This is a genomic window from Beijerinckia sp. 28-YEA-48, from assembly GCF_900104955.1.
Taxonomy (GTDB): Bacteria; Pseudomonadota; Alphaproteobacteria; order Rhizobiales; family Beijerinckiaceae; genus Terripilifer.
The window spans coordinates 4,642,285-4,661,905 of the sequence record NZ_FNSI01000001.1 but is presented as its reverse complement, the minus strand read 5'-3'; the positions used below and the strand labels follow the sequence as shown (position 1 = coordinate 4,661,905).

At 62.1% G+C, this 19,621-nt stretch carries 16 protein-coding genes; 9 read left to right on the top strand and 7 right to left on the bottom strand.

Going from position 1 to position 19,621, the window contains the following annotated elements:
- Positions 1-245 precede the first annotated feature (245 nt).
- Both secA and BLW50_RS21890 read left to right on the top strand, forming a co-directional pair.
- Positions 246-3,065 (top strand): preprotein translocase subunit SecA, encoded by a 2,820-nt coding sequence (secA, locus tag BLW50_RS21895; RefSeq protein WP_090706557.1) that lies wholly within the window; start codon positions 246-248, stop codon positions 3,063-3,065.
- A gap of 297 nt (positions 3,066-3,362) precedes the next feature.
- Positions 3,363-3,680, top strand: coding sequence for a hypothetical protein (locus BLW50_RS21890; RefSeq protein WP_170850287.1), 318 nt, complete (start codon positions 3,363-3,365; stop codon positions 3,678-3,680).
- Positions 3,681-3,928: 248 nt separating this feature from the next.
- Here BLW50_RS21890 and BLW50_RS21885 read toward each other — a convergent pair whose 3' ends face one another.
- The 4 genes from BLW50_RS21885 to BLW50_RS21870 form a co-directional block, all read right to left on the bottom strand.
- Entirely contained in the window at positions 3,929-5,401 is a 1,473-nt protein-coding gene (locus tag BLW50_RS21885) for a L,D-transpeptidase family protein (RefSeq protein ID WP_244544348.1), read from the bottom strand.
- Positions 5,402-5,582: 181 nt separating this feature from the next.
- Positions 5,583-6,536 (bottom strand): acetyl-CoA carboxylase carboxyltransferase subunit alpha, encoded by a 954-nt coding sequence (locus tag BLW50_RS21880; RefSeq protein WP_090706555.1) that lies wholly within the window; start codon positions 6,534-6,536, stop codon positions 5,583-5,585.
- Between the two features lie 199 nt (positions 6,537-6,735).
- Complete coding sequence (locus BLW50_RS21875) at positions 6,736-7,683, bottom strand: site-specific tyrosine recombinase XerD (protein ID WP_090706553.1); 948 nt, start codon at positions 7,681-7,683, stop codon at positions 6,736-6,738.
- A gap of 4 nt (positions 7,684-7,687) precedes the next feature.
- Positions 7,688-7,831, bottom strand: coding sequence for a histidine kinase (locus BLW50_RS21870; protein WP_090709517.1), 144 nt, complete (start codon positions 7,829-7,831; stop codon positions 7,688-7,690).
- Positions 7,832-8,002: 171 nt separating this feature from the next.
- Here BLW50_RS21870 and aroB point away from each other — a divergent pair, with 171 nt between their 5' ends.
- Positions 8,003-9,700 (top strand): 3-dehydroquinate synthase, encoded by a 1,698-nt coding sequence (aroB, locus tag BLW50_RS21865; RefSeq protein ID WP_090706550.1) that lies wholly within the window; start codon positions 8,003-8,005, stop codon positions 9,698-9,700.
- 93 nt (positions 9,701-9,793) lie between these two features.
- On the opposite strand, the gene BLW50_RS21860 is transcribed toward aroB, so the two are convergent.
- Complete coding sequence (locus BLW50_RS21860) at positions 9,794-11,566, bottom strand: glucan ABC transporter ATP-binding protein/ permease (RefSeq protein ID WP_090706547.1); 1,773 nt, start codon at positions 11,564-11,566, stop codon at positions 9,794-9,796.
- Positions 11,567-11,822: 256 nt separating this feature from the next.
- On the opposite strand from BLW50_RS21860, the gene BLW50_RS21855 reads away from it, so the two are divergent.
- The 6 genes from BLW50_RS21855 to BLW50_RS21830 all read left to right on the top strand — a co-directional run bounded on the left by BLW50_RS21855 (position 11,823) and on the right by BLW50_RS21830 (position 18,372).
- Positions 11,823-12,530: a CoA transferase subunit A gene (locus BLW50_RS21855; RefSeq protein ID WP_090706545.1), complete on the top strand. Its 708-nt coding sequence runs from the start codon at positions 11,823-11,825 to the stop codon at positions 12,528-12,530.
- 21 nt (positions 12,531-12,551) lie between these two features.
- Positions 12,552-13,211 (top strand): CoA transferase subunit B, encoded by a 660-nt coding sequence (locus BLW50_RS21850; RefSeq protein ID WP_090706542.1) that lies wholly within the window; start codon positions 12,552-12,554, stop codon positions 13,209-13,211.
- Positions 13,212-13,353: 142 nt separating this feature from the next.
- Positions 13,354-14,124: a dienelactone hydrolase family protein gene (locus BLW50_RS21845; RefSeq protein WP_090706539.1), complete on the top strand. Its 771-nt coding sequence runs from the start codon at positions 13,354-13,356 to the stop codon at positions 14,122-14,124.
- A 10-nt stretch (positions 14,125-14,134) separates the two neighbouring features.
- Positions 14,135-14,410, top strand: a complete 276-nt coding sequence (locus BLW50_RS21840) for a DUF6295 family protein (protein ID WP_090706537.1) — start codon at positions 14,135-14,137, stop codon at positions 14,408-14,410.
- 125 nt (positions 14,411-14,535) lie between these two features.
- Positions 14,536-15,942 (top strand): tetratricopeptide repeat protein, encoded by a 1,407-nt coding sequence (locus tag BLW50_RS21835; RefSeq protein ID WP_139267702.1) that lies wholly within the window; start codon positions 14,536-14,538, stop codon positions 15,940-15,942.
- Positions 15,943-15,954: 12 nt separating this feature from the next.
- Entirely contained in the window at positions 15,955-18,372 is a 2,418-nt protein-coding gene (locus BLW50_RS21830) for a FecR family protein (protein ID WP_170850286.1), read from the top strand.
- A 3-nt stretch (positions 18,373-18,375) separates the two neighbouring features.
- Here BLW50_RS21830 and BLW50_RS21825 read toward each other — a convergent pair whose 3' ends face one another.
- A complete protein-coding gene (locus tag BLW50_RS21825; protein ID WP_090706529.1) occupies positions 18,376-18,669 on the bottom strand; it encodes a 4a-hydroxytetrahydrobiopterin dehydratase in 294 nt (97 codons plus the stop codon).
- On the bottom strand, positions 18,669-19,526 hold the full coding sequence (phhA, locus tag BLW50_RS21820; protein WP_244544347.1) for a phenylalanine 4-monooxygenase: 858 nt from the start codon (positions 19,524-19,526) through the stop codon (positions 18,669-18,671). The genes BLW50_RS21825 and phhA overlap by 1 nt, the downstream gene beginning before the upstream one ends.
- Between the last annotated feature and the right edge of the window lie 95 nt (positions 19,527-19,621).

The following is a 19,621-nucleotide window of genomic DNA, read 5'->3' as shown; positions in this document are numbered from 1 at the left end:
AACCCACAATCTGTCAATTCCGTGAGTCGGACAAGCGAACGTCCCGCCTGCGCCGATTGGCCCGCCACTTCAAAGCACTCGTTTCATTGACAAGGGTGTACCCCGATCTTATTTCTCGCCCGTTTTGCGGCTCTCTGCCAGCTTCCCGCTGCGCCCGAGAGCACACCGCCCGACGCCTGGGCAGCGGAACAAGCTACAGCCGCCCGCTCGCCTAGAACGGCTCGCCGGATCAGAAGGGTTTTTGAATGTTCGCCGCCATCGCGAAAAAAATCTTCGGCTCCGCCAATGAGCGACGCCTGAAGCAATATGCGTCCAAGGTCGACGCCATCAACGCGCTGGAACCCGAAATCGCTAAGCTGAGCGACGACGAACTGCGCGCCTCGACGGAAAAATTCCGCGCCGAGCTCGCCACCGGCAAGACCCTGGACGACCTCCTGGTTCCGGTTTTCGCCACCGTCCGCGAAGCCGCCAAGCGCACCCTCGGCCAGCGCCATTTCGATGTGCAGCTGCTCGGCGGCATGGTCCTGCACGAAGGCTCCATCGCCGAAATGCGCACCGGTGAAGGCAAGACCCTGGTCGCCACCCTCGCCACCTATCTCAACGCATTGGCCGGCAAGGGCGTCCACGTCGTCACCGTCAACGACTACCTCGCCCGCCGCGACGCCGAATGGATGGGCCAGATTTACCGCTACCTCGGCATGACCGTTGGCATCATCGTCCACGGCATCGACGACGAGCAGCGCGCCACCGCCTATGCGGCCGACATCACCTACGGCACCAACAACGAATTCGGCTTCGACTATCTGCGCGACAACATGAAGTATGAGTTGGCGCAGATGGCCCAGCGCGGCCACAATTTCGCGATCGTCGACGAAGTCGACTCCATCCTGGTCGACGAAGCGCGCACGCCGCTGATCATTTCTGGCCCGTCCGAAGACAAGTCGGATCTCTACAACTCCATCAACAAGCTGATCCCCAACCTGGTGCGCGCCGATTACGAAATCGACGAGAAGCAGCGCACGGCGAATTTGACCGAAGCCGGCAACGAGCACATCGAGCAATTGCTGCGCGAGGCCGGACTGATCACCGATACGTCGCTGTACGACGCCGCCAACGTCACCATTGTCCATCACGTCCAGCAGGCGCTGCGCGCCCACACGCTGTTCCAGCGCGACAAGGAATATATCGTCCGCAACGACGAAGTCGTCATCATCGACGAGTTCACCGGCCGCATGATGCCCGGCCGCCGCTTTTCGGAGGGCCTGCATCAGGCCCTCGAAGCCAAGGAACATGTTACGGTTCAACCCGAAAACATCACCATGGCTTCGATCACCTTCCAGAACTATTTCCGCCTCTATAAGAAGCTTGCTGGCATGACCGGCACGGCGGCGACCGAAGCCAACGAATTCGCCGAGATCTACAAGCTCGACGTGGTCGAAATCCCGACCAACCGGCCGGTTTCGCGCATCGACGAAGACGACGAGGTTTATCGTTCGGCCGAAGAAAAGCTGAAGGCGATCGTCCGCGAAATCGAAGCGGCCAATGCCAGCATGCAGCCGCTGCTCGTCGGCACGACCTCGATCGAGAAGTCCGAACAGCTGGGAGAGTTTCTCAGCAAGCAGGGCTACAAGCAGATCAACTTCGACGATCCCAAGCAGCTCTCCAAGCTCTATGCCGCCGCCAACGCCGGCAAGCCGGCGAAACTCTACGCCATCCTCAACGCCCGCTTCCACGAACTGGAAGCCTATATCGTTGCCGAAGCCGGCGTGCCGGGCGCCATCACCATCGCCACCAACATGGCTGGCCGCGGCACCGACATTCAGCTCGGCGGCAACGTCGAAATGCGCGTCGCCCACGAGTTGAAGGACGTCACCGATCCGCAGCAGCGCGAGACGCGCGAAGCCGAGATCCGCAGCGAAATCGCCGCGTTGAAGGAAAAGGCCATCGCCGCTGGCGGCCTCTACATCATCGGCACCGAGCGTCACGAAAGCCGCCGTATCGACAACCAGCTGCGCGGCCGCTCCGGCCGTCAGGGCGACCCGGGACGTTCAAAGTTCTTCCTGTCGCTGCAGGACGATTTGATGCGCATCTTCGGATCCGAACGCATGGATTCGATGCTGACCAAGCTCGGCCTCAAGGATGACGAAGCCATCGTCCACCCCTGGGTGAACAAGGCGCTGGAGAAGGCGCAGCAGAAGGTCGAGGCGCGCAACTTCGACATCCGCAAGAACATTCTCAAATACGACGACGTGATGAACGACCAGCGCAAGGTCGTCTTCGAGCAGCGCCGCGAAATGATGGCGCAGGAAACGCTGGAAGAGACCGTCCACAACATGCGCTCCAATGTGGTGGACGAACTGGTCCGCAAACACGTCCCGGCCGATTCCTATCCCGAGACCTGGGATATCCCCGGCCTCACCGAAGAACTGAAAAACATTCTCAGCATCGAACCTCCCGTCGGCGATTGGGCGAAGGAAGAGGGCATCGACGGGGAACAGTTCAACGAGCGCATCGAGAAGGCGGCCGATACCGCCTATGCCGAGCGCGTCGAGAAGAACACGCCCGACGTCATGCGCTATGTCGAAAAGCAGGTCGTGCTGCAGGTGCTCGACCATTACTGGCGCGAACATCTCGTGCAGCTCGATCACCTGCGCCAGGTCATCGGCTGGCGCGGCCTCGCGCAGCGCGATCCGCTCAACGAATACAAGTCGGAAGCGTTCGACCTGTTCAACTCCTTGATCACCCGCTGGCACGAAACCGCGACCCAGCAGCTGATGCGCGTCGAAGTCTCGTTCGAGCCGGGCGCCAACCAGGATCCACTCGCCGGACAGGGTTACTCCGATCAGCCGCCGACGGCGGAAGATCTGGCCGCGATCGAGGCCATCAACGCGCAGATCGCCTCCGGTGAATTCTCCGCGACGGCCCTGGCGCCACTCTCCGCTCCGGTCCTTGCGGCGCCACGCAATCCCGACGATCCATCAAGCTGGGGTAAGGTCGGTCGCAACGAAGTCTGCCCCTGCGGCTCCGGCAAGAAGTTCAAACATTGCCACGGCGCGCTGGTCTGAGCTGACGTTCAGCATCACCGCCACATGATTGAGCCTCGGTTCTGATGAGCAGAACCGAGGCTTTTATTTTGCGGTGATTGAAAGCGCGGGAACCGTCAGGCTGTGACCATCATCTGATGGCGTCGCCGGTACGTTTCACCAACTCCGGATCGACGCGAATACCCAGGCCCGGGCACCCCGATGAACCGTGTATGAACGCCGCTGCCACGCTGCGTTCAGCAAACATCTTCTAATGTCGTCTCATCGCTTCAGTGACCTGCGGGTTTGGCAGAACTGAAACCGACACAGGAGATTTGCATGAGCTCGATTATCCGCAAGACCGTAACCGCCGCCGTCGCTGCCCTGGCGTTGGGTTCTGCGATGGTCGCTACCTCGACTTCGGCCGACGCTGGCTGGCGCGGCCGTGGCGGTTGGGGTGTCCCTGTCGCCGCTGGCGTGATCGGCGGCCTGGCGCTCGGCGCGATCGCCGCGCAGGCAGCGCAGCCGCGCTACTACGACGCCCCCGCTTATTACCCCGTGGCTGAGCCGCAGGCCTATTGCTACGTCGACCGCCGTCCGGCCTACAACGCTTACGGCGACTTCATCGGCTGGCGTCCGGTTCGCGTCTGTAACTAATCGCCAACCACGGCGTCACTGATCGTCGGTCCTGAACTTTACCCCGCCCCGCACCGCACAGGACCGTCGCAGCCCCTCCGGATCACCCCGTCCGGAGGGGTCTTTTTATGCGCCGCGCTATAGCGTTTCAAAGCTCGACGGAATCGTCGAGCGCCATGAAAGCGCGTCCAAATAAGAGGATCTAAGCAAAGAAAATGCCGCTGCCCTTGAGAGACAGCGGCATGCAAAATCCGACAAATTTCAAAGCTTCAGCGCGCCAGCGTCCCAGCCGGCAGCGGCTGCTGCGCCCCAGCGATGACTTGCGGCAGAGCCGACGTCTTCTGCCGTGGATCGACGATCTTGGAATTCTGCTCCGGTTGCTGCGCCGGCTGCTGGCGCGAAGACGAACGCGCTGCGGGCCGGACGGACGGGCGCGCGACAACCGGCGTCACCGCAGGTGTTGTCGAAGGCGTGGTCGACGCCGTCGTATCGGCGGACGTTGCCGGCGACGCGGCTTGCTCGTCGGCCTTCAGAATGTCGCCGATCCCCATCCAGCGCTGATAGAACGGCTTGTCGGTGGAAGCCGTGGCGGGCGCAGCGACAGGAGTGGCGGGCGCGAAAGCGGTGGCGGCGGGCACGGCCGGCACCGGCTGAACCGTTGAGCGGGCGACGGCCGTTGTTGCAGGCTGCGGTGCGGCGGCGGGCTGGGTCGCCTCCGGCGTCACCTTGGCGACGGCAGTGCGCGGCGCGGGCGCCGGCTTACCCTTCTCATCAAGAGCGATTTCAACCGGCCCGGCGGCGAGCGCCTCTGGCCGGCTGACCATGGAAACATGGGCGAACTGCGGGTTCTGGCCGCCGTCCGAATAAACCACCTTCACCGGCTTCACGCCGCTGGCGACGAGATCGGCGACTTTGGCTTCCTGGTCGCGGCGGCGTTCGGCGACAAGCGCGCTCACGTCCGCGTCTTGCACAGGCGCGCAACCAGCACCGTTCATCGAAGCCGAACCAAAAGCGTAGCGGCCATTACAGACGGCCACGCGCGGCTCGCGCTTGGACACCTCGAACTGGTCGTAACCTTCCTTGATTTCTTTCCAGAACGGCATGTTCGGATCGATACGATGCTTGGCGAGATTTTCCGGCGTCATGCGGAATGGCATCGACTGCATCTGGATGGCCTGCTGGCCACCGGAGAAAGCCTCGCGCGCGATCGCATAGATTTCGGCGATCTGTTCGTCGGTCATGGAGAAGCAGCCGGCCGACGAGCAGTCGCCATGCACCATGATCATGCTGCCGGTATAACCATGCGCCCGGTCATAGGCGTTGGGATAGCCGACATTGAACGACAGATAGTAGTTCGAATTCGGATTCATCTGCGCCGGCGTGATCGAATAGAAGCCTTCCGGCACCTGCCGGTCGCCTTCGCGGCGCTTTGGACCAAGCTGGCCGGACCAGCGGCACATCGGATAGGTCTTGAGATGAACGTAAGAGCCGTCAGCGGTCTGCTTCCAGATCTCGAGCTCGGACTCTTTCTTATAAGTCCGGATGAGGATCGGCGCGTTCTTCGACGAGCCCTTGGTCTGGATCAGCGCCAATGTCTCGGCCGGAATCGGCTGATAAGCCCTGGCACTGCGCAACCCGCCAGAATCCTGGCAGGCGGCAAGCACGCCGGCGACCACGAGCGCCGCCGCGATTTTCATCGCTTTCGCCGAAGTGGCGCTGGAAGCAAACTTCTTCAAAGTCATTGCGCAGCAAATCCGTCTAAACGGCGTTAGGAAAATTAAGCGGCCCGAACCGATTTACGGCCGTTATCGTTACACGCAGGTTACTGAGGCTGGATCGAATTCCCGGATAGGGTAAACGATATGTTAACTGTGCGGCGTCCTAGGGCAAAGGCGCATCAACAGAAACGCCTTCGCCAACCCATCAAAGCCGGCGACCGATCGCCAGAAACTTCTCTTCACGAGCCAGCCTGATCGCCTCTGGCGGCATGTTGTCCATGCTGCGCAGCGACGTCTCGATGGCATCGCCAGTCCACTGAATAGCTTTCTCCGGATCGCGGTGGGCACCCCCCATCGGCTCCGGCACGATGGCATCAATGATGCCGAATTTCAGCAAATCTTGGGCAGTAATCTTCATATTCGTCGCCGCATCCTGCTTGCGGGCGCTATCGCGCCACAGAATCGACGCCGAGGCTTCCGGCGAAGCCACTGTATAAATGGAATGTTCCAGCATCAGCACGCGATTGGCCGTGGCAATGGCGACGGCGCCGCCCGATCCGCCTTCCCCAACAATCACCGAAATATTCGGCACGCCGAGCTGCAGACAGGCATCGGTGGAGCGCGCGATGGCCTCGGCCTGGCCCCGCTCCTCGGCATCGATGCCAGGAAAGGCGCCGGCCGTATCGACCAACGAAATGACCGGAATGCCGAACCGGTCGGCCAATTCCATCAGCCGCACCGCCTTGCGATAGCCTTCCGGCCGCGCCATGCCGAAATTGTGCCGGAGCCGGCCTTCCGTGTCGGAGCCCTTTTCCTGGCCCATGACACAGACCGACTGGCCGCGAAAGCGGCCGAAGCCGCACACGATGGCTTCATCCTCGGCAAACTTGCGATCGCCGGCGAGAGGCGTGAAATCCTCGATCAGGCCTTTGATATAATTGCCAAAATGTGGGCGGCTTTGATGCCGCGCGACCTGCGTCTTCTGCCACGGCGTCAACTTGCCGTAGAGATCGCCGAGCGCCTTGGCGGCCTTGGCCTCAAGCTGCGTCAGTTCATCGCCAATGGCGATGCTGCCATCGCGATCGGCGACGGCGCGCAATTCGTCGACCTTGGCTTCAAGTTCGGCGACAGGTTTTTCAAAATCCAGATAGGAACGCATCGGCACCTGGGAAACTGAGCTATGGAGCGTTTTGCAGTTTGACCAAGTCAGTTAACCGGCCAAACGCCACAAAGACGTGTCAAAACAAAGAGCCGAGGCAAAATTACGGTTTTATCGCAATTTGCTCTGGGGTTGGCTCGGCGCGCGGAAACTGGCCTCCAGCCCCCTCGAAGTCAAGAAGATAGGCTCGGAAATGGACCTATTCGGACGGATCGTCGGCCAGCGGATGCAGGTCGCGCACCATGGCTTTCGTCCGCTCGTCCAGCACGTGGGTGTAAATTTGTGTGGTCGAGATGTCGGCGTGGCCCAAAAGCTCCTGAACCACCCGCAAATCGGCGCCGTTTTGCAATAAATGGCTGGCGAAGGCATGGCGCAGCACATGTGGGCTGATGCGGGCGGCGGCGATGCCGGCGGCCGCCGCCGTGGTTTTCAGGTCCCGGGCGAAGGCCTGGCGGGTCAGATAACCACTCTCGCTGTCGGCGGGAAACAGCCAGGGTTGAGTCGCCTGCCCGGGGCGCAGTTCGTCAAACAGCGCCCGATAGGCCGCCATCGCCTTTTGCGCCACGTCCGAGGTCGGCACGATCCGCTCGCGCCCACCCTTGCCACGGATGGTGAGCCATTGCTGCCGCGACGCCGCGCTCAGCGGCAGCGACACCAGCTCCGACACCCGTAGCCCGGTCGCATAGAGCAATTCCAACAGGCAGGACATGCGCGCCGCCCGCAGCCTCTCGCCGGCCGGGCGGCTAGGATCGTCGAGCCCCTCCTGCGCCACCTGCAACAGCCGGTCGACATCGGCGACCGTCAACACTTTCGGCAGCGGCCGGCCGGTTTTTGGCGCATCGATGATGATGGTCGGATTGTCGTTGCGGCGGCCTTCCGCATGCAAAAACTTATGGAATTGGCGGATGCAGGAAAGCCGTCGGGCGGCCGAGGTCGGCTTTAAGCCGCGCGCCGAAAGATCGGCCAGATAGGCCTGGACACCGGTGCTGTCGACATCGCCGGGCGATAGGCCCTGCTCGATGAGAAAGCCAAGATAATCTTCCAGATCGCGGCCATAGGCATCGAGCGTGTTCTTGGCCGCGCCGCGCTCGGCCGCGACCATTTCCAGAAATTGGCGAGCAAGAGTGGTGGCGGGAAGCGCGCGCATGGGGCTACCGGTTGAGCCGGTTGGGCGGGATTGTCTGGATCATTTCGCGCGGCTGCGGCTCGACAAAAGACACGAGCGCGACCATGGCGCCCCAGACGAGGCCGACCAGGATCGCGATGACAAGCAGGAACCGAATCAGGCTCGGCACAGGTGTCTCCACGCCGGAATCCGCGTGTTTGATCACCGATATCAACGGATTGCAATCACCGCGCGCAGTCCCGGCGTGCGATGGGTCAGAGGGTAGGTCCGTCAGGGATCGAAAGGATCGGTTGAAGGGATCGGTTTAAATTTCCCCCGCCGTCGTGATACAGGCTCGCCCATGCTTACCGAAGTCGACCCCCGAGCCGCCTCCATCGTCCGCCAGCTCCGCGGCCGATCGATCGTACTCGTCGGCATGATGGGCTCCGGCAAAACCTCGGTCGGCCGCCGGCTAGCCCAGCGCCTCGGCCTCGATTTCGTCGATGCCGACCATGAAATCGAAGCCGCCGCCGGCATGACCATTCCGGAAATCTTTAGCCGCAATGGTGAGAATTATTTCCGCGACGGCGAACGCCGGGTGATGGCCCGCCTGTTGGCGGAAAAGCAGCGGGTGCTGGCAACAGGCGGCGGCGCCTTCATGCAGGTGCAGACGCGCGAGAACATCGCCCGCCACGGCATCTCGGTCTGGCTCAATGCCGACGTCGACGTATTGGCTCGCCGCGTCCGCAAGCGCACCAACCGGCCAATACTCCACACAGCCAATCCGGAAGAGACCCTGCGCAAACTGATCGACGAACGCGGTCCGATCTATGCCCAGGCCGATTTATCCGTTGTCTCCATCGACGGACCGCATGACGTGGTCGTCGACGCCATCCTCGACAAACTCAGCAACAGTTTAGATCGTCTCGTGCACCAAGAAACACCAACTCAAGCCACCGTCCGCGTCGAACTCGACGAGCGCGCCTATGACATCATCATCGGCCAGGATCTGATTGCCTCGGCCGGACGCCACATCGCCGCGCTGTTTCCAAAATCCGCCTGCGCCATCGTCACCGACGAGAACCTGGCGCGCGAACATCTGCCGGCGCTCGAGCGCGGCCTTGATGCCCATGGCATCCGCCACGCCCGCATCGTCATCACACCGGGCGAACCATCGAAATGCTGGAGCACCTTCGCGCGCGTCTGCGATGACATCATCGCCGCCAAGATGGAACGAGGTGATCTGGTCGTGGCGCTCGGCGGCGGTGTGGTCGGCGATCTCGCCGGTTTTGCCGCAGCCACCGTGCGGCGCGGCATGCGCTTCGTGCAGATTCCAACCAGCCTGCTGGCGCAGGTCGATTCCTCCGTCGGCGGCAAGACCGCGATCAATTCCGAACACGGCAAGAATCTGATCGGCGCTTTCTATCAGCCCTCACTCGTTCTCGCCGACACCGGCGCGCTGGCCACCCTACCGCCACGCGAATTCCGCGCCGGCTATGCCGAGATCGTCAAATACGGCCTGATCGACGACGCGCCATTCTTCGACTGGCTCACCACCCATTGGCAGGCGATCTTCGCCCGTGGCCCCGAACTGGTTGAAGCGATCCGCAAGAGCTGCGCCTCGAAAGCCGCGGTCGTTGCCCGCGACGAGACCGAACAGGGCGATCGCGCCCTGCTCAATCTCGGCCACACATTTGGCCACGCCCTCGAAACCCTGCTGCATTACGACAGCGAACGGCTGGTGCATGGCGAAGGCGTCGCCATCGGCGTTGCTTGCGCGGCGCGCTTCTCAGCCAAACTCGGCTATGCCAACGCAGCCGATGCGGAGCGTGTCGAAGCGCATCTGCGCGAGTGTGGCCTGCCAAGTAGCATCACGCACATCAAGGGCTGGAACCACGGCCCCGACCAAATCCTCGAAGCCATGTTTCAGGATAAGAAGGTCCAGCGTGGCTCGCTGACCTTCATCCTCATGCATGGCATCGGCCGCAGCTTCATCGCCCGTGGCGTCGATGCCGCGCAGGTGCGTGAGTTTTTGACGGAAGAATTGGCGCGCTCGTAAACGTCCTCCGCAACCACGGATGACACAGAGGCTTCGGCAGACTGCGCTCGGATCCTTGGCCCGTGACGCCACATTCCGGTGCGCAGATGACGTTCAGTGCGCGGTTGGCACCGGGGCATCGGCCATGAATTGCGCCCGCGCCAGCGCCGCGAATTTCCCATTGAGCGCGACCAGCTCTTCGAACGTGCCGCTCTCGACCACCTTGCCCTGATCGAACACGAGAATGCGCGAGGCATTGCGGATCGTCGCCAGGCGATGCGCAATGATGAAGGTTGTGCGGCCCTGCATCGCCGCCTCCAGCGCCGCTTGCAGCAATTTCTCCGTTGTCGCGTCGAGCGCGCTCGTCGCTTCGTCGAACACCATGATCGGCGGATCTTTCAACAGCGCGCGCGCGATGGCGACGCGCTGACGCTCGCCGCCCGACAACGACCGGCCGCGTTCGCCGACGATGGTCTTGAGCCCGTCGGGCTGGCGCGCGATGAAGTCTTTGGCCTGCGCCCGTTCGACCGCCAATTCGATCTCTTCATCGGTCGCATCCGGCTTGCCGACGCGAATGTTCTCCTCGATCGAACGGGCAAACAGCATCGGCTCCTGGAACACCACGCCGATATTGCGGCGAAGCGATTCCAAGGTCATGGCGCGAATGTCGATACCATCGATCAACACCGCACCTTTGACTGGATCGTAGACCCGATGCAGCAGGCCGAGTGTCGTCGACTTGCCCGATCCGGTGGCCCCGACCAGCGCGATGGTTTCCCCGGGCGAAACGTCAAAACTAACATCGTCCACCGCGATGCGGCGCGCGTCATAGTTAAACGTCACATGATCGAAGATGACGCGCCCTTCCAACCGGCCGATGTCGCGGGCCCCCGGCAGGTCGCTGACCTGCGGCTTGGTATCGAGCACGTCGAAATATTCCTGCATCTTCGGCGCCACCATAAGCATCCAATTGACGAAGGTGACCACCTGTTCGAGCTTGCCCACGAGCAGACCGGCAAAACTCATGAAGGTGACGATCTGACCGATCGTCGTCAGACCATGCATGTAAAGCCAGGTGCCGAGCAGGAAGATCGACAGCAAAGTCAGGGTCGCTGCGGCGCGCGTCGCCACCGCCGCCAGGGCCCACCAGGACAGCACCGGGATCTGCGCGGCCAGGAACATGTCGCTGATGCTGCGCAGCGCCTGCGACTCGCGCTGAATGCGCGTGAAGCTCTGGATGACGGGCACATTGCCCAGTGCGTCCGAGGCCCGCTCGGCGAGATCCGTCTGCAGCATTTCGACTTTGCCCTGCAGACGTTCGGTGTGATGCAGCACCCACCACATCACCCCTGCGAACAGGAACACCAGCAGCACCAGCAGCGCGCCAAGCCGCCAATTGATGAACATGGTGGCTGGCAGCAAGATGAACAGGCCGACGAAGGACGAGCAATTGTCGCGAAAGAACGTCAGCCACAGACCTGCCATCGATGTCGCGCCGTCGAGCATCGTCTTCAGCAGGCGACCGGAATGAACCGCCGAATGGAAGCCCAACGGAAGATGCAACACGTGTTCAAAATATTGACCCATCACTACGAGGCGGCGGCGATGCGACAGCCGGTCGGCATGCATGGCGACCAGGACCGACGCGGCGATGGTGAAAAAGCCGAAAGCGCCCCAGGCGCCGATCAGCGTGCCCAGCTCGCTCCAGCTCACCGCGCGCGCCTCCTTCTGGGCCTCGCTCAGTTTGTCGATGATCCGGCCGAACAGGACGGGCTCGGCGAAAGCCGCGATCGCCAGCGCCAGATTGGCGAGCACCAGCAGGATAGCCAGATTGCGCTCACTGCCGAGTTGGCCCAAGACGCGGATATAAAGCCGAAAAATTTTCATTCGCCGTTTCCACCAGATAATCCACCTAGGGATAATTCACCCGCGCCCGACATGCCACTGCCATTGTCGCATCGGCATGATCGCATCACATAGCGGGCCACCTGTCAGGTCAGTTGGCAGCTCAGTTGGCAGCTCAGTTGGCGCGTCAACGGGCCCCTGACACCTCTCGGCCCGGACCGGGCGATAAATGGCTTGGATTCACCGGGTCCGGCGGGTATTCATCTGCGGTCACTTTCCGACATTTTCCGGTGGTTCCATGAACAAGGTTTATCCTGACGCCCGCAGCGCCATGGCCGGTGTGCTCAAAGACGGCATGACGATCATGTCCGGCGGCTTTGGTCTGTGCGGTATTGCTGAAGTTCTTGCCGATGCGATTCTCGAATCCGGCGTCAAGAACCTGACTGTCATTTCCAACAATGCTGGCGTCGACGGCATTGGCCTCGGCAAGCTTCTGGAAACCCGGCAGATCAAAAAAATGATCTCGTCCTATGTCGGCGAGAACAAGATTTTCGCCCAGCAATATCTGGCGGGCGAGCTGGAGCTGGAATTCACCCCGCAGGGCACGTTGTCGGAGCGCATCCGCGCCGGCGGCGCTGGCATTCCCGCTTTCTTCACCAAGACCGGCGTTGGCACGATCATCGCCGAAGGCAAGGAAGTGCGTGAATTCGACGGCGAGAAATATGTGATGGAGCGGGCGCTGCGCGCTGACCTCTCGATCATCCACGCCTGGAAGGCCGACACCGAAGGCAATCTGGTGTTCCGCAAGACGGCGCGCAATTTCAACCCGATGATGGCCACCGCCGGCAAGATCACCGTGGTCGAGGTCGAGGAACTGGTCGAAGCCGGCCAGATCAATCCCGATCACATCCACACGCCTGGTATCTTCGTCAATCGCATCGTTGTGGCGAAGGACGCACCCAAGCGCATCGAGTTCCGCACCACGCGCAAGCGCGTGATCGCATAGCTTCGTAAAGGGAGAGGCACTATGGCCTGGACACGCGAACAGATGGCCGCCCGCGCCGCGAAAGAGCTGCAGGACGGATATTACGTCAATCTCGGCATCGGCATTCCGACGCTGGTTTCCAACTACATTCCCGCCGGCATCAGCGTGCAGCTGCAGAGCGAGAACGGCATGCTTGGCATGGGCCCGTTTCCCTATGAAGGGGATGAGGACGCCGATCTCATCAACGCCGGCAAGCAGACCATCACCGAACTGCCGACGACGAGCTACTTCTCGTCCGCCGACTCGTTCGCGATGATCCGTGGTGGCCACATCGATCTGTCGATCCTCGGCGCCATGCAGGTGGCCCAGAACGGCGACCTCGCCAACTGGATGATCCCCGGCAAGATGGTGAAGGGCATGGGCGGCGCGATGGACCTCGTCGCCGGCGTCAAGAAAGTCGTCGTCGTCATGGAACATGTGGCCAAGGATGGCCCCAAGCTCCTCAGCCGCTGCAACCTGCCGCTCACCGGCGCCGGTGTCGTCGACATCGTCATCACCGATCTGGGCGTGTTCAAGGTCGATCAGAAAGGCAAGGACGGGCTCACGCTGCTCGAACTGGCCGATGGCGTCACTCTCGACGAGATCAAGAGCAAGACCGAAGCACCGTTCAAAGTGGCGCCGGGCCTCGCGGTCGCGGCCTGAAACGCAGCATCGATTGTCTCTTTTAACGCCGGGCCTCGTGCCCGGCGTTTTTATTGGAACTCTGTGGCCCTGAAAGCATTTCGCCCAATGGCGGAACCCGATAGGCTGCCGCAAAATCCATAAAATTCGCAGGGAGTTTTGAATGTCATATCTGGGCATGGTCACCGAGGTTGTTCCCTTCGCCGCCCATGAGGGCGAAGCTGGACAGGCCTATTACGCACGGCCGACAACGCAGCAGACCGTCGGCGGCGTCGTGTTGATCCATCACATGCCCGGCTGGGACGACTGGATTCAGGAGGCGACGCGCAAGCTCGCCCATTTCGGCTTCGCCTGTATCGCGCCCGATCTGTATTTCCGCGAACGGCCGGGCTCTCCGGACGATTGCGCCGCGCGGGCCCGCGCCAAAGGCGGCGTCAGTGACGACCAGGTGATGGGTGATGTCGCCGGCGCCATGGGCTTCTTGCGGGCGCAATCGAACAGCAATGGCAAGGTGGCGGTGATGGGCTTCTGCTCGGGTGGGCGACAGGCCTACCTCGCTGCCTGCCGACTCAAGCGCCTTGATGCCGCCGTCGATTGCTGGGGCGGCCGCGTGATCGTCGAAGATCCCGCCGACATCACGCCGGCGCGGCCGGTGGCACCGATCGACCTCTCCGCCGACATCAGCTGCCCACTGCTTGGCATTTTCGGCAATGACGACGCCAATCCGAGCCCGAAACAGGTCAACGAGACCGAAGCCGTACTGAAAAAGCTGGGAAAAACCTACGAATTCCACCGTTACGACGGCGCCGGACACGGCTTCTTCGCCGCCGATCGGCCGGCCTATCGGCCCGAACAGGCCCACGACGGCTGGCGCAAGACCATCGACTTCCTCGATCGTACCATCGGCCCGCGCGCCCGCTTTTCCGAGAACTAAGGAGTTCCCCATGTGCTCTTACATCGTCGAAAAGGTCGCCCTCTACGGCAGCGCCAAGGCGCAGACGGACTGGAAAAGCATCGACACCGCCCACGTCTATTTCGACCATCCGTTCCACACGCCGCTCGACCACGCGCTGTCGATCGACTTCATCAACGAAGCTGCGGGTGGGCGCGAACGCATCGCCGTGGAACTGTCGGCTGAAACCGCCCGCGAACTGGTGAAGGCGATCACCGCCGCTCTCGATCGGGGCGAAATGGAACACGCCGGCCTTAACCAGTATTGAGGCTTTCGCGTCACAGTACAGCGCGACACTCTGGGCCGGGTATACAGTCGTAGTCCGGTCCTATATGGTTTACTTGGGGTAAGTTGGCCTGGACAGCCAGCTGGCGTGCGTGAAGGAGCGTAGGGGTGACTGCGAAGATCTCGCCGGGTCGCGGGCCGGCGAATGTGTGGAGACGTGCCGGGCACCTCGGCGCCACTCTCGGCCAGCATCATCGTCAGATCATCACCGCGCTGAGCGCGGCGTTCCTCGTCCTCTCCACGACCTCGCCGCAAGCGCAGACCGCGCAGCGCACCGAATTCGAACAATTGTTCCAGGCCTCCTTGCACAATCCAAGCGATGCGGCTCTGGCGTTCCGCTTCGCTGAAGTTGCCTCGCAGGTGCAGGACTACGAAGCCGCCATCGGCGCGCTCGAACGCATCCTGTTCTACAACAGCAAGCTCGGCCGCGTGCGTCTCGAACTCGGCATTCTCTATTTTCGCCTCGGCTCTTACACGCAGGCGAAATCCTATCTCGAAACCGTGTTGGCCGAACCGGATGTACCATTCGAAGTACGCGCTCGCGTGCAGCCCTATCTGACCGAGATCGAGCGCCGCAACAGCCGCCATGGCATTACGGCTTTCGGCCAGATCGGCGTGCGCCACCAGAGCAATGCCAATGCCGGGCCCGATGGCGGCAACGCCCGCGTCTTCGGCTTCGACGGCCAGATCAGCCAGAACTTCCGTCGCGCGCCCGACTGGAATCTCTTCGCGCTCGGCGGCGTGCGCTATGTCTACGATTTCGACAACCAGCGCGGCGACACCTGGGAAACCCTGGTGCAGGGCTATGCGACCCGGCAGAACCGCTTCACCCAACTCGATCTGCTGCTCGGTGAAATCAGCACCGGCCCACGCCTCGCCATCCTGCCTGATGTGCTGACCGGCTGGACCTTCCGCCCCTATCTCATCGCCAATGGCTTCCAGCTTGGCGGCAATCCCTACATGCGCACGCTGGGCTATGGCGCCAGCGTCGCCGCGCCGACACCCTTCGGCGGCATTATCGAAGTCGGCGCCGAACGCCGCGACCGCACTTTCTCTAATTCGTTCACCTATCCGACCGCCTACGGCCAGACCGGCAAGCTCGACATCGCCTATGCCAATTTCGTCTATCCGCTGGCGCCTTGGGCACGGCTGAACCTGCGCGCCATGCTTGGCAACAATGCCTCGGTGCTGACGTATAACTCCTTCCACCAGAACGGTTTTGAGGCGTCTCTGGCGATGGATTTCGATCCGCCTTTCGCCGCGATCCAGAAGCGCTGGACGGTGACGCCCTTCGTCAGCCGCTACGCCACCCGCTACACGACGCCCAACATCGTCATCGACCCGCTGATCCGCCGCAACGATGTCGATTGGCGCGCCGGTGTTGCTTTCGACATGCCGGTGCATGAGAATTTCGGCTTCGGCGCCCAGTTGGTCTGGTCGAAAACCACGTCCAGCCTGGCGAACTACCGCACCAATAATTTCACCATCGTGATGGGCCCCACGGCTCGCTATTGATCGGAGAGGATGATGAAATTTCGTTCAACTTTCCTCTCCGGCCTGTCGCTTCTGGCGCTGGCCGCCGCCACATCCGCCGTGGCGCAACAGCGGGTCGGCACCGCCGGCGCGGTCAATCCGGCAACGACAGCACAGCGCGGCAGCGCGACGCGTACCGTCGACATGGGCAGCGACGTTATCTTCCGCGAACGCATCGCCACCTCGGCCTCCGGTTCGCTGCAGGTCACCTTCGTCGATAAATCGACGCTCAGCATCGGCCCCAACAGCCAGCTCGTCATCGACGAGTTCGTCTACGATCCGAGTGCCCAGAGCGGCCGCACCGCCATCAGCCTGACCCGCGGCGCCATGCGCTTTGTCGGCGGCCAGATCAGCAAGAGCGGCAATGTCGCCATCAAAACGCCGACGGCGACGATCGGCGTGCGTGGCGGCGTGGCAATGATCTTCCAGACGCCGCAAGGCACGCAGGTGACGAACCTGTTCGGCCGCACCACGGTGACGACCAATGGCGGCACCGAAGTGATGTCCCGCCCTGGCTTCGGCGTCGAGATCGTCGATGGCAATCAGCCACCGCCAACACCCACCCGCGTGACGCAAGCGCAGCTCGATGATGCCAACAAGCAACTGACCAGCCGCACCGCCCAGACCGGTGGCTCCAGGACGCCGCCGACCGATACAATCGCCACGCTCAACGACCTCGGCCGCACCAATGCGATGACCGAGCCGCGTAACACCATCCCGCAGCAGCAGGCCAGCACGTCGGCCAATGGGCCACGTGTCCTGTCGAGCTCGCCGCAGTTCCTCAATCAGCAGCCGGTGATCCAGAACGCCACGGCGGGCACCGCTGCGGCGCAGCGCACCAATCCGAATGTAGGCCCGCCGCCTCCGCCGCCCCCACCCCCTCCACCGCCGCCGCCACTGACCTATCAACCGCGCACCTATGCGCTCGTCAGCGCTGGCAGTGCGCCCTATCTGATGGGCAACTTCATCACCAACGGCCCGGTGATCGTGACGCCAGCCTATGGCTATCGCAATGGCGGTGAGGGCACCGCTGGTTCACGCACCCGTTTCGCCACCGCGGCTTTGTCTATCGATGGACAGGGTGCGAACCAACGTTCGACCCTTGCTGGCGCCACCGGCAATTTCATCAGTGACGGCACCGCCAATGGCTCACGCTTCACCGGCGGCTTTGTCGCCGCCAGCCGCCAGAGCGCCGGCCAGGGCGCTGGCTTCTCCAGCGGCAATCTGACGTCGGTTCCCGGTAGCGTCGCGCTCAACAATGATGCGCTACCGACGCAGATGGTTCTCACCCAGAACCGCTATGTGCCCTCAAGTGGCGCGATCGTCCCTGATCTGGCGACCCAGCATCTCGGCGGCACGTCACCGACCACGACCTACAGCTATCTGATCCCCGTGGCCGGAGGCCCCGCGCCCGGCAATATCGGCGCCGATCGCGCAGCGGGAACGTGGCAGGGGTATGCCGCCGGCACGATGCAGTCTTTCAGCATCGACCCGAATGGCAATGCGACACCGAACGCCGATCCCGGCACCGTCTATGGTGATACGCAACTGCAGTTCAATCCGAACCGGTCAACTGGCTCGGGCTTCATCTCCTTTGTCGAAGCGACGGGCAACGCCATTGGCTCTGCCATTGGTGGCCTGTTCCAGTTCGGCGAGAATCCGAATGACGCCAATGCACCGACGCGGTCCGCCTATATTGATCGCAACACCTGGGTGATGCGCGAGCAGGTGTCGCGCAATGGCGGCACCGTCACCGGCAATTCCTACGCCCTCGATTATCAGCCGTCGGAGATCACCACCAACAACAACGGGGACCTGCGCCCGTCGGATCCGAGCCGGCCGAATCGCATGCTGCTCGTGCCCTGGAGCATGTTCGAGGCGCAGGACCGCGCCACGGCGCGCAGCTTTTTCCCCACCGTCACCCAGTGGCACAACTACGACTACGCCCAATGGGGCTTCTGGTCCGGCGAGATCAATTACACATCGAGCGACGGTTCGCGCCAGCAATTGCGCACCGGCAATCTCAACACCTGGGTCGCCGGGCAGCCAACCGACATCGCCAGCATGCCTATCACCGGTTCCGGCACTTATACGGGCAATGCGATCGCCAATATCCGCGCCGGTAGCAGCGAATATGTCGCCGGTGGCGATTTCTCTCATACGGTCGATTTCGGCGCCCGCACCGGCACCTTCGCCATCAACAATCTCGACGGCCGCAACTACACCGGCGCCTCGAGCTTTGGCGCCAACAGCGTCAATTTCTACGGCGCAATGTCCAGCCCCGGTTTAACCGGCGCTTTCGACGGCTCGTTCTATGGCCCGAACGCCATCGAGACCGGCGGCCGCTTCATGTTCCAGAACAATGGCGGAGCGCCCTACATGGGCACGGGCATTTTCATCGGCAAACGCTGAGGCTTACGCCTTGGCCAACCGATCAATCTCCCGCGCCAGCGCGATGTCGCGCTCGGACAGGCCCTTGGCGTCGTGGGTGGTCAGCAGAATCGAGACGCGACTATAGACATTCGACCATTCGGGATGATGGTCGGCCTTCTCCGCCAGCAGCGCCACCGCCGACATGAACGAAAAAGCCTCGACGAAATTGGCGAATTTAAAATCGCGCACGATGGCATCGCGCTCGAATTCGTAGCGCCAGTGGCTTAGAGCCGCCAAGGCCTTGTCGCGTGCCGCCGCATCCAGTTTCTTGATCATCACCCTACCTTCGAATGCGTTTGCGCATAGGCCTGCGTGCCCCGATGATAGACCACATCGTCGGGCAGCACCGCATCGGTCGCATAGGCCTGCACCCCTTCGAGCTCTTCGTAGATCGGCGCAAAATCGGTGTTGAGCGTCTTGTCTAAAAGATCTTCCAGGCTGTCGATGACGAAATAGGTCTGCTGATAATCGTCGATCTTATAATTAGTCCGCATCAATCGCTTCACATTGAAGCCGATGCGATTGGGCGAGGGATCATCGAGCGCGAAGATCGATTCGCCGTAGGACGAGACAATGCCGGCGCCATAGAGCCGCAAGTGATCGCCATCGCGGATCAAGCCAAACTCCACCGTGTACCAATAAAGCCGCGCCAGTTTCTCGATGGCGCCACGGCCGGCGGCGCGCAAGCCACCTTGGCCATAGGCCTGCATGTAATCGGCGAACACCGGGTTGGCGAGCAACGGCACATGGCCGAACACATCGTGGAAGACATCCGGCTCTTCCAGATAATCGATCTGCGCCGGCGTGCGGATGAAACGGCCCGCGACAAAGCGCCGGTTGGCCAAATGCTCGAAGAACACTTCGTCAGGCACCAGCCTCGGCACGGCCACCACCTGCCAGCCAGTCGCCTTCATCAGTCGATCGTTGAGCTCGTTGAAATCGGGAATGCCCGGCTTCGACAGGCGTAGGATGTCGAGCCCTTCGAAAAAAGCCGGCGTCACGCGCTGCGGCAACATGGCGGACTGGCGCTGGAACAGCCGGTCCCACATGGCATGCTCATCGGGACGATAACTGGTCCACGCCTGCGGGATGGTCCAGTCGGCGGCCGCACCAGGCGGCGGGGAAGTAGACAAGACCGTTGTCATGGAGAGAGCTTAGCAGAAAACGACGAGATTTTCCATGCGGTCACCACTGAAGTGATCTCGCCGACGCTCTCCGCACATAATGA

Bases quoted from the DNA above. Each gene is read 5' to 3' on its own strand.
- secA (WP_090706557.1), top strand. From the start codon at position 246: ATGTTCGCCGCCATCGCGAAAAAAATCTTCGGCTCCGCCAATGAGCGA.
- BLW50_RS21890 (WP_170850287.1), top strand. From the start codon at position 3,363: ATGAGCTCGATTATCCGCAAGACCGTAACCGCCGCCGTCGCTGCCCTG.
- BLW50_RS21885 (WP_244544348.1), bottom strand. From the start codon at position 5,401: ATGACTTTGAAGAAGTTTGCTTCCAGCGCCACTTCGGCGAAAGCGATG.
- BLW50_RS21880 (WP_090706555.1), bottom strand. From the start codon at position 6,536: ATGCGTTCCTATCTGGATTTTGAAAAACCTGTCGCCGAACTTGAAGCC.
- BLW50_RS21875 (WP_090706553.1), bottom strand. From the start codon at position 7,683: ATGCGCGCGCTTCCCGCCACCACTCTTGCTCGCCAATTTCTGGAAATG.
- aroB (WP_090706550.1), top strand. From the start codon at position 8,003: ATGCTTACCGAAGTCGACCCCCGAGCCGCCTCCATCGTCCGCCAGCTC.
- BLW50_RS21860 (WP_090706547.1), bottom strand. From the start codon at position 11,566: ATGAAAATTTTTCGGCTTTATATCCGCGTCTTGGGCCAACTCGGCAGT.
- BLW50_RS21855 (WP_090706545.1), top strand. From the start codon at position 11,823: ATGAACAAGGTTTATCCTGACGCCCGCAGCGCCATGGCCGGTGTGCTC.
- BLW50_RS21850 (WP_090706542.1), top strand. From the start codon at position 12,552: ATGGCCTGGACACGCGAACAGATGGCCGCCCGCGCCGCGAAAGAGCTG.
- BLW50_RS21845 (WP_090706539.1), top strand. From the start codon at position 13,354: ATGTCATATCTGGGCATGGTCACCGAGGTTGTTCCCTTCGCCGCCCAT.
- BLW50_RS21840 (WP_090706537.1), top strand. From the start codon at position 14,135: ATGTGCTCTTACATCGTCGAAAAGGTCGCCCTCTACGGCAGCGCCAAG.
- BLW50_RS21830 (WP_170850286.1), top strand. From the start codon at position 15,955: ATGAAATTTCGTTCAACTTTCCTCTCCGGCCTGTCGCTTCTGGCGCTG.
- BLW50_RS21825 (WP_090706529.1), bottom strand. From the start codon at position 18,669: ATGATCAAGAAACTGGATGCGGCGGCACGCGACAAGGCCTTGGCGGCT.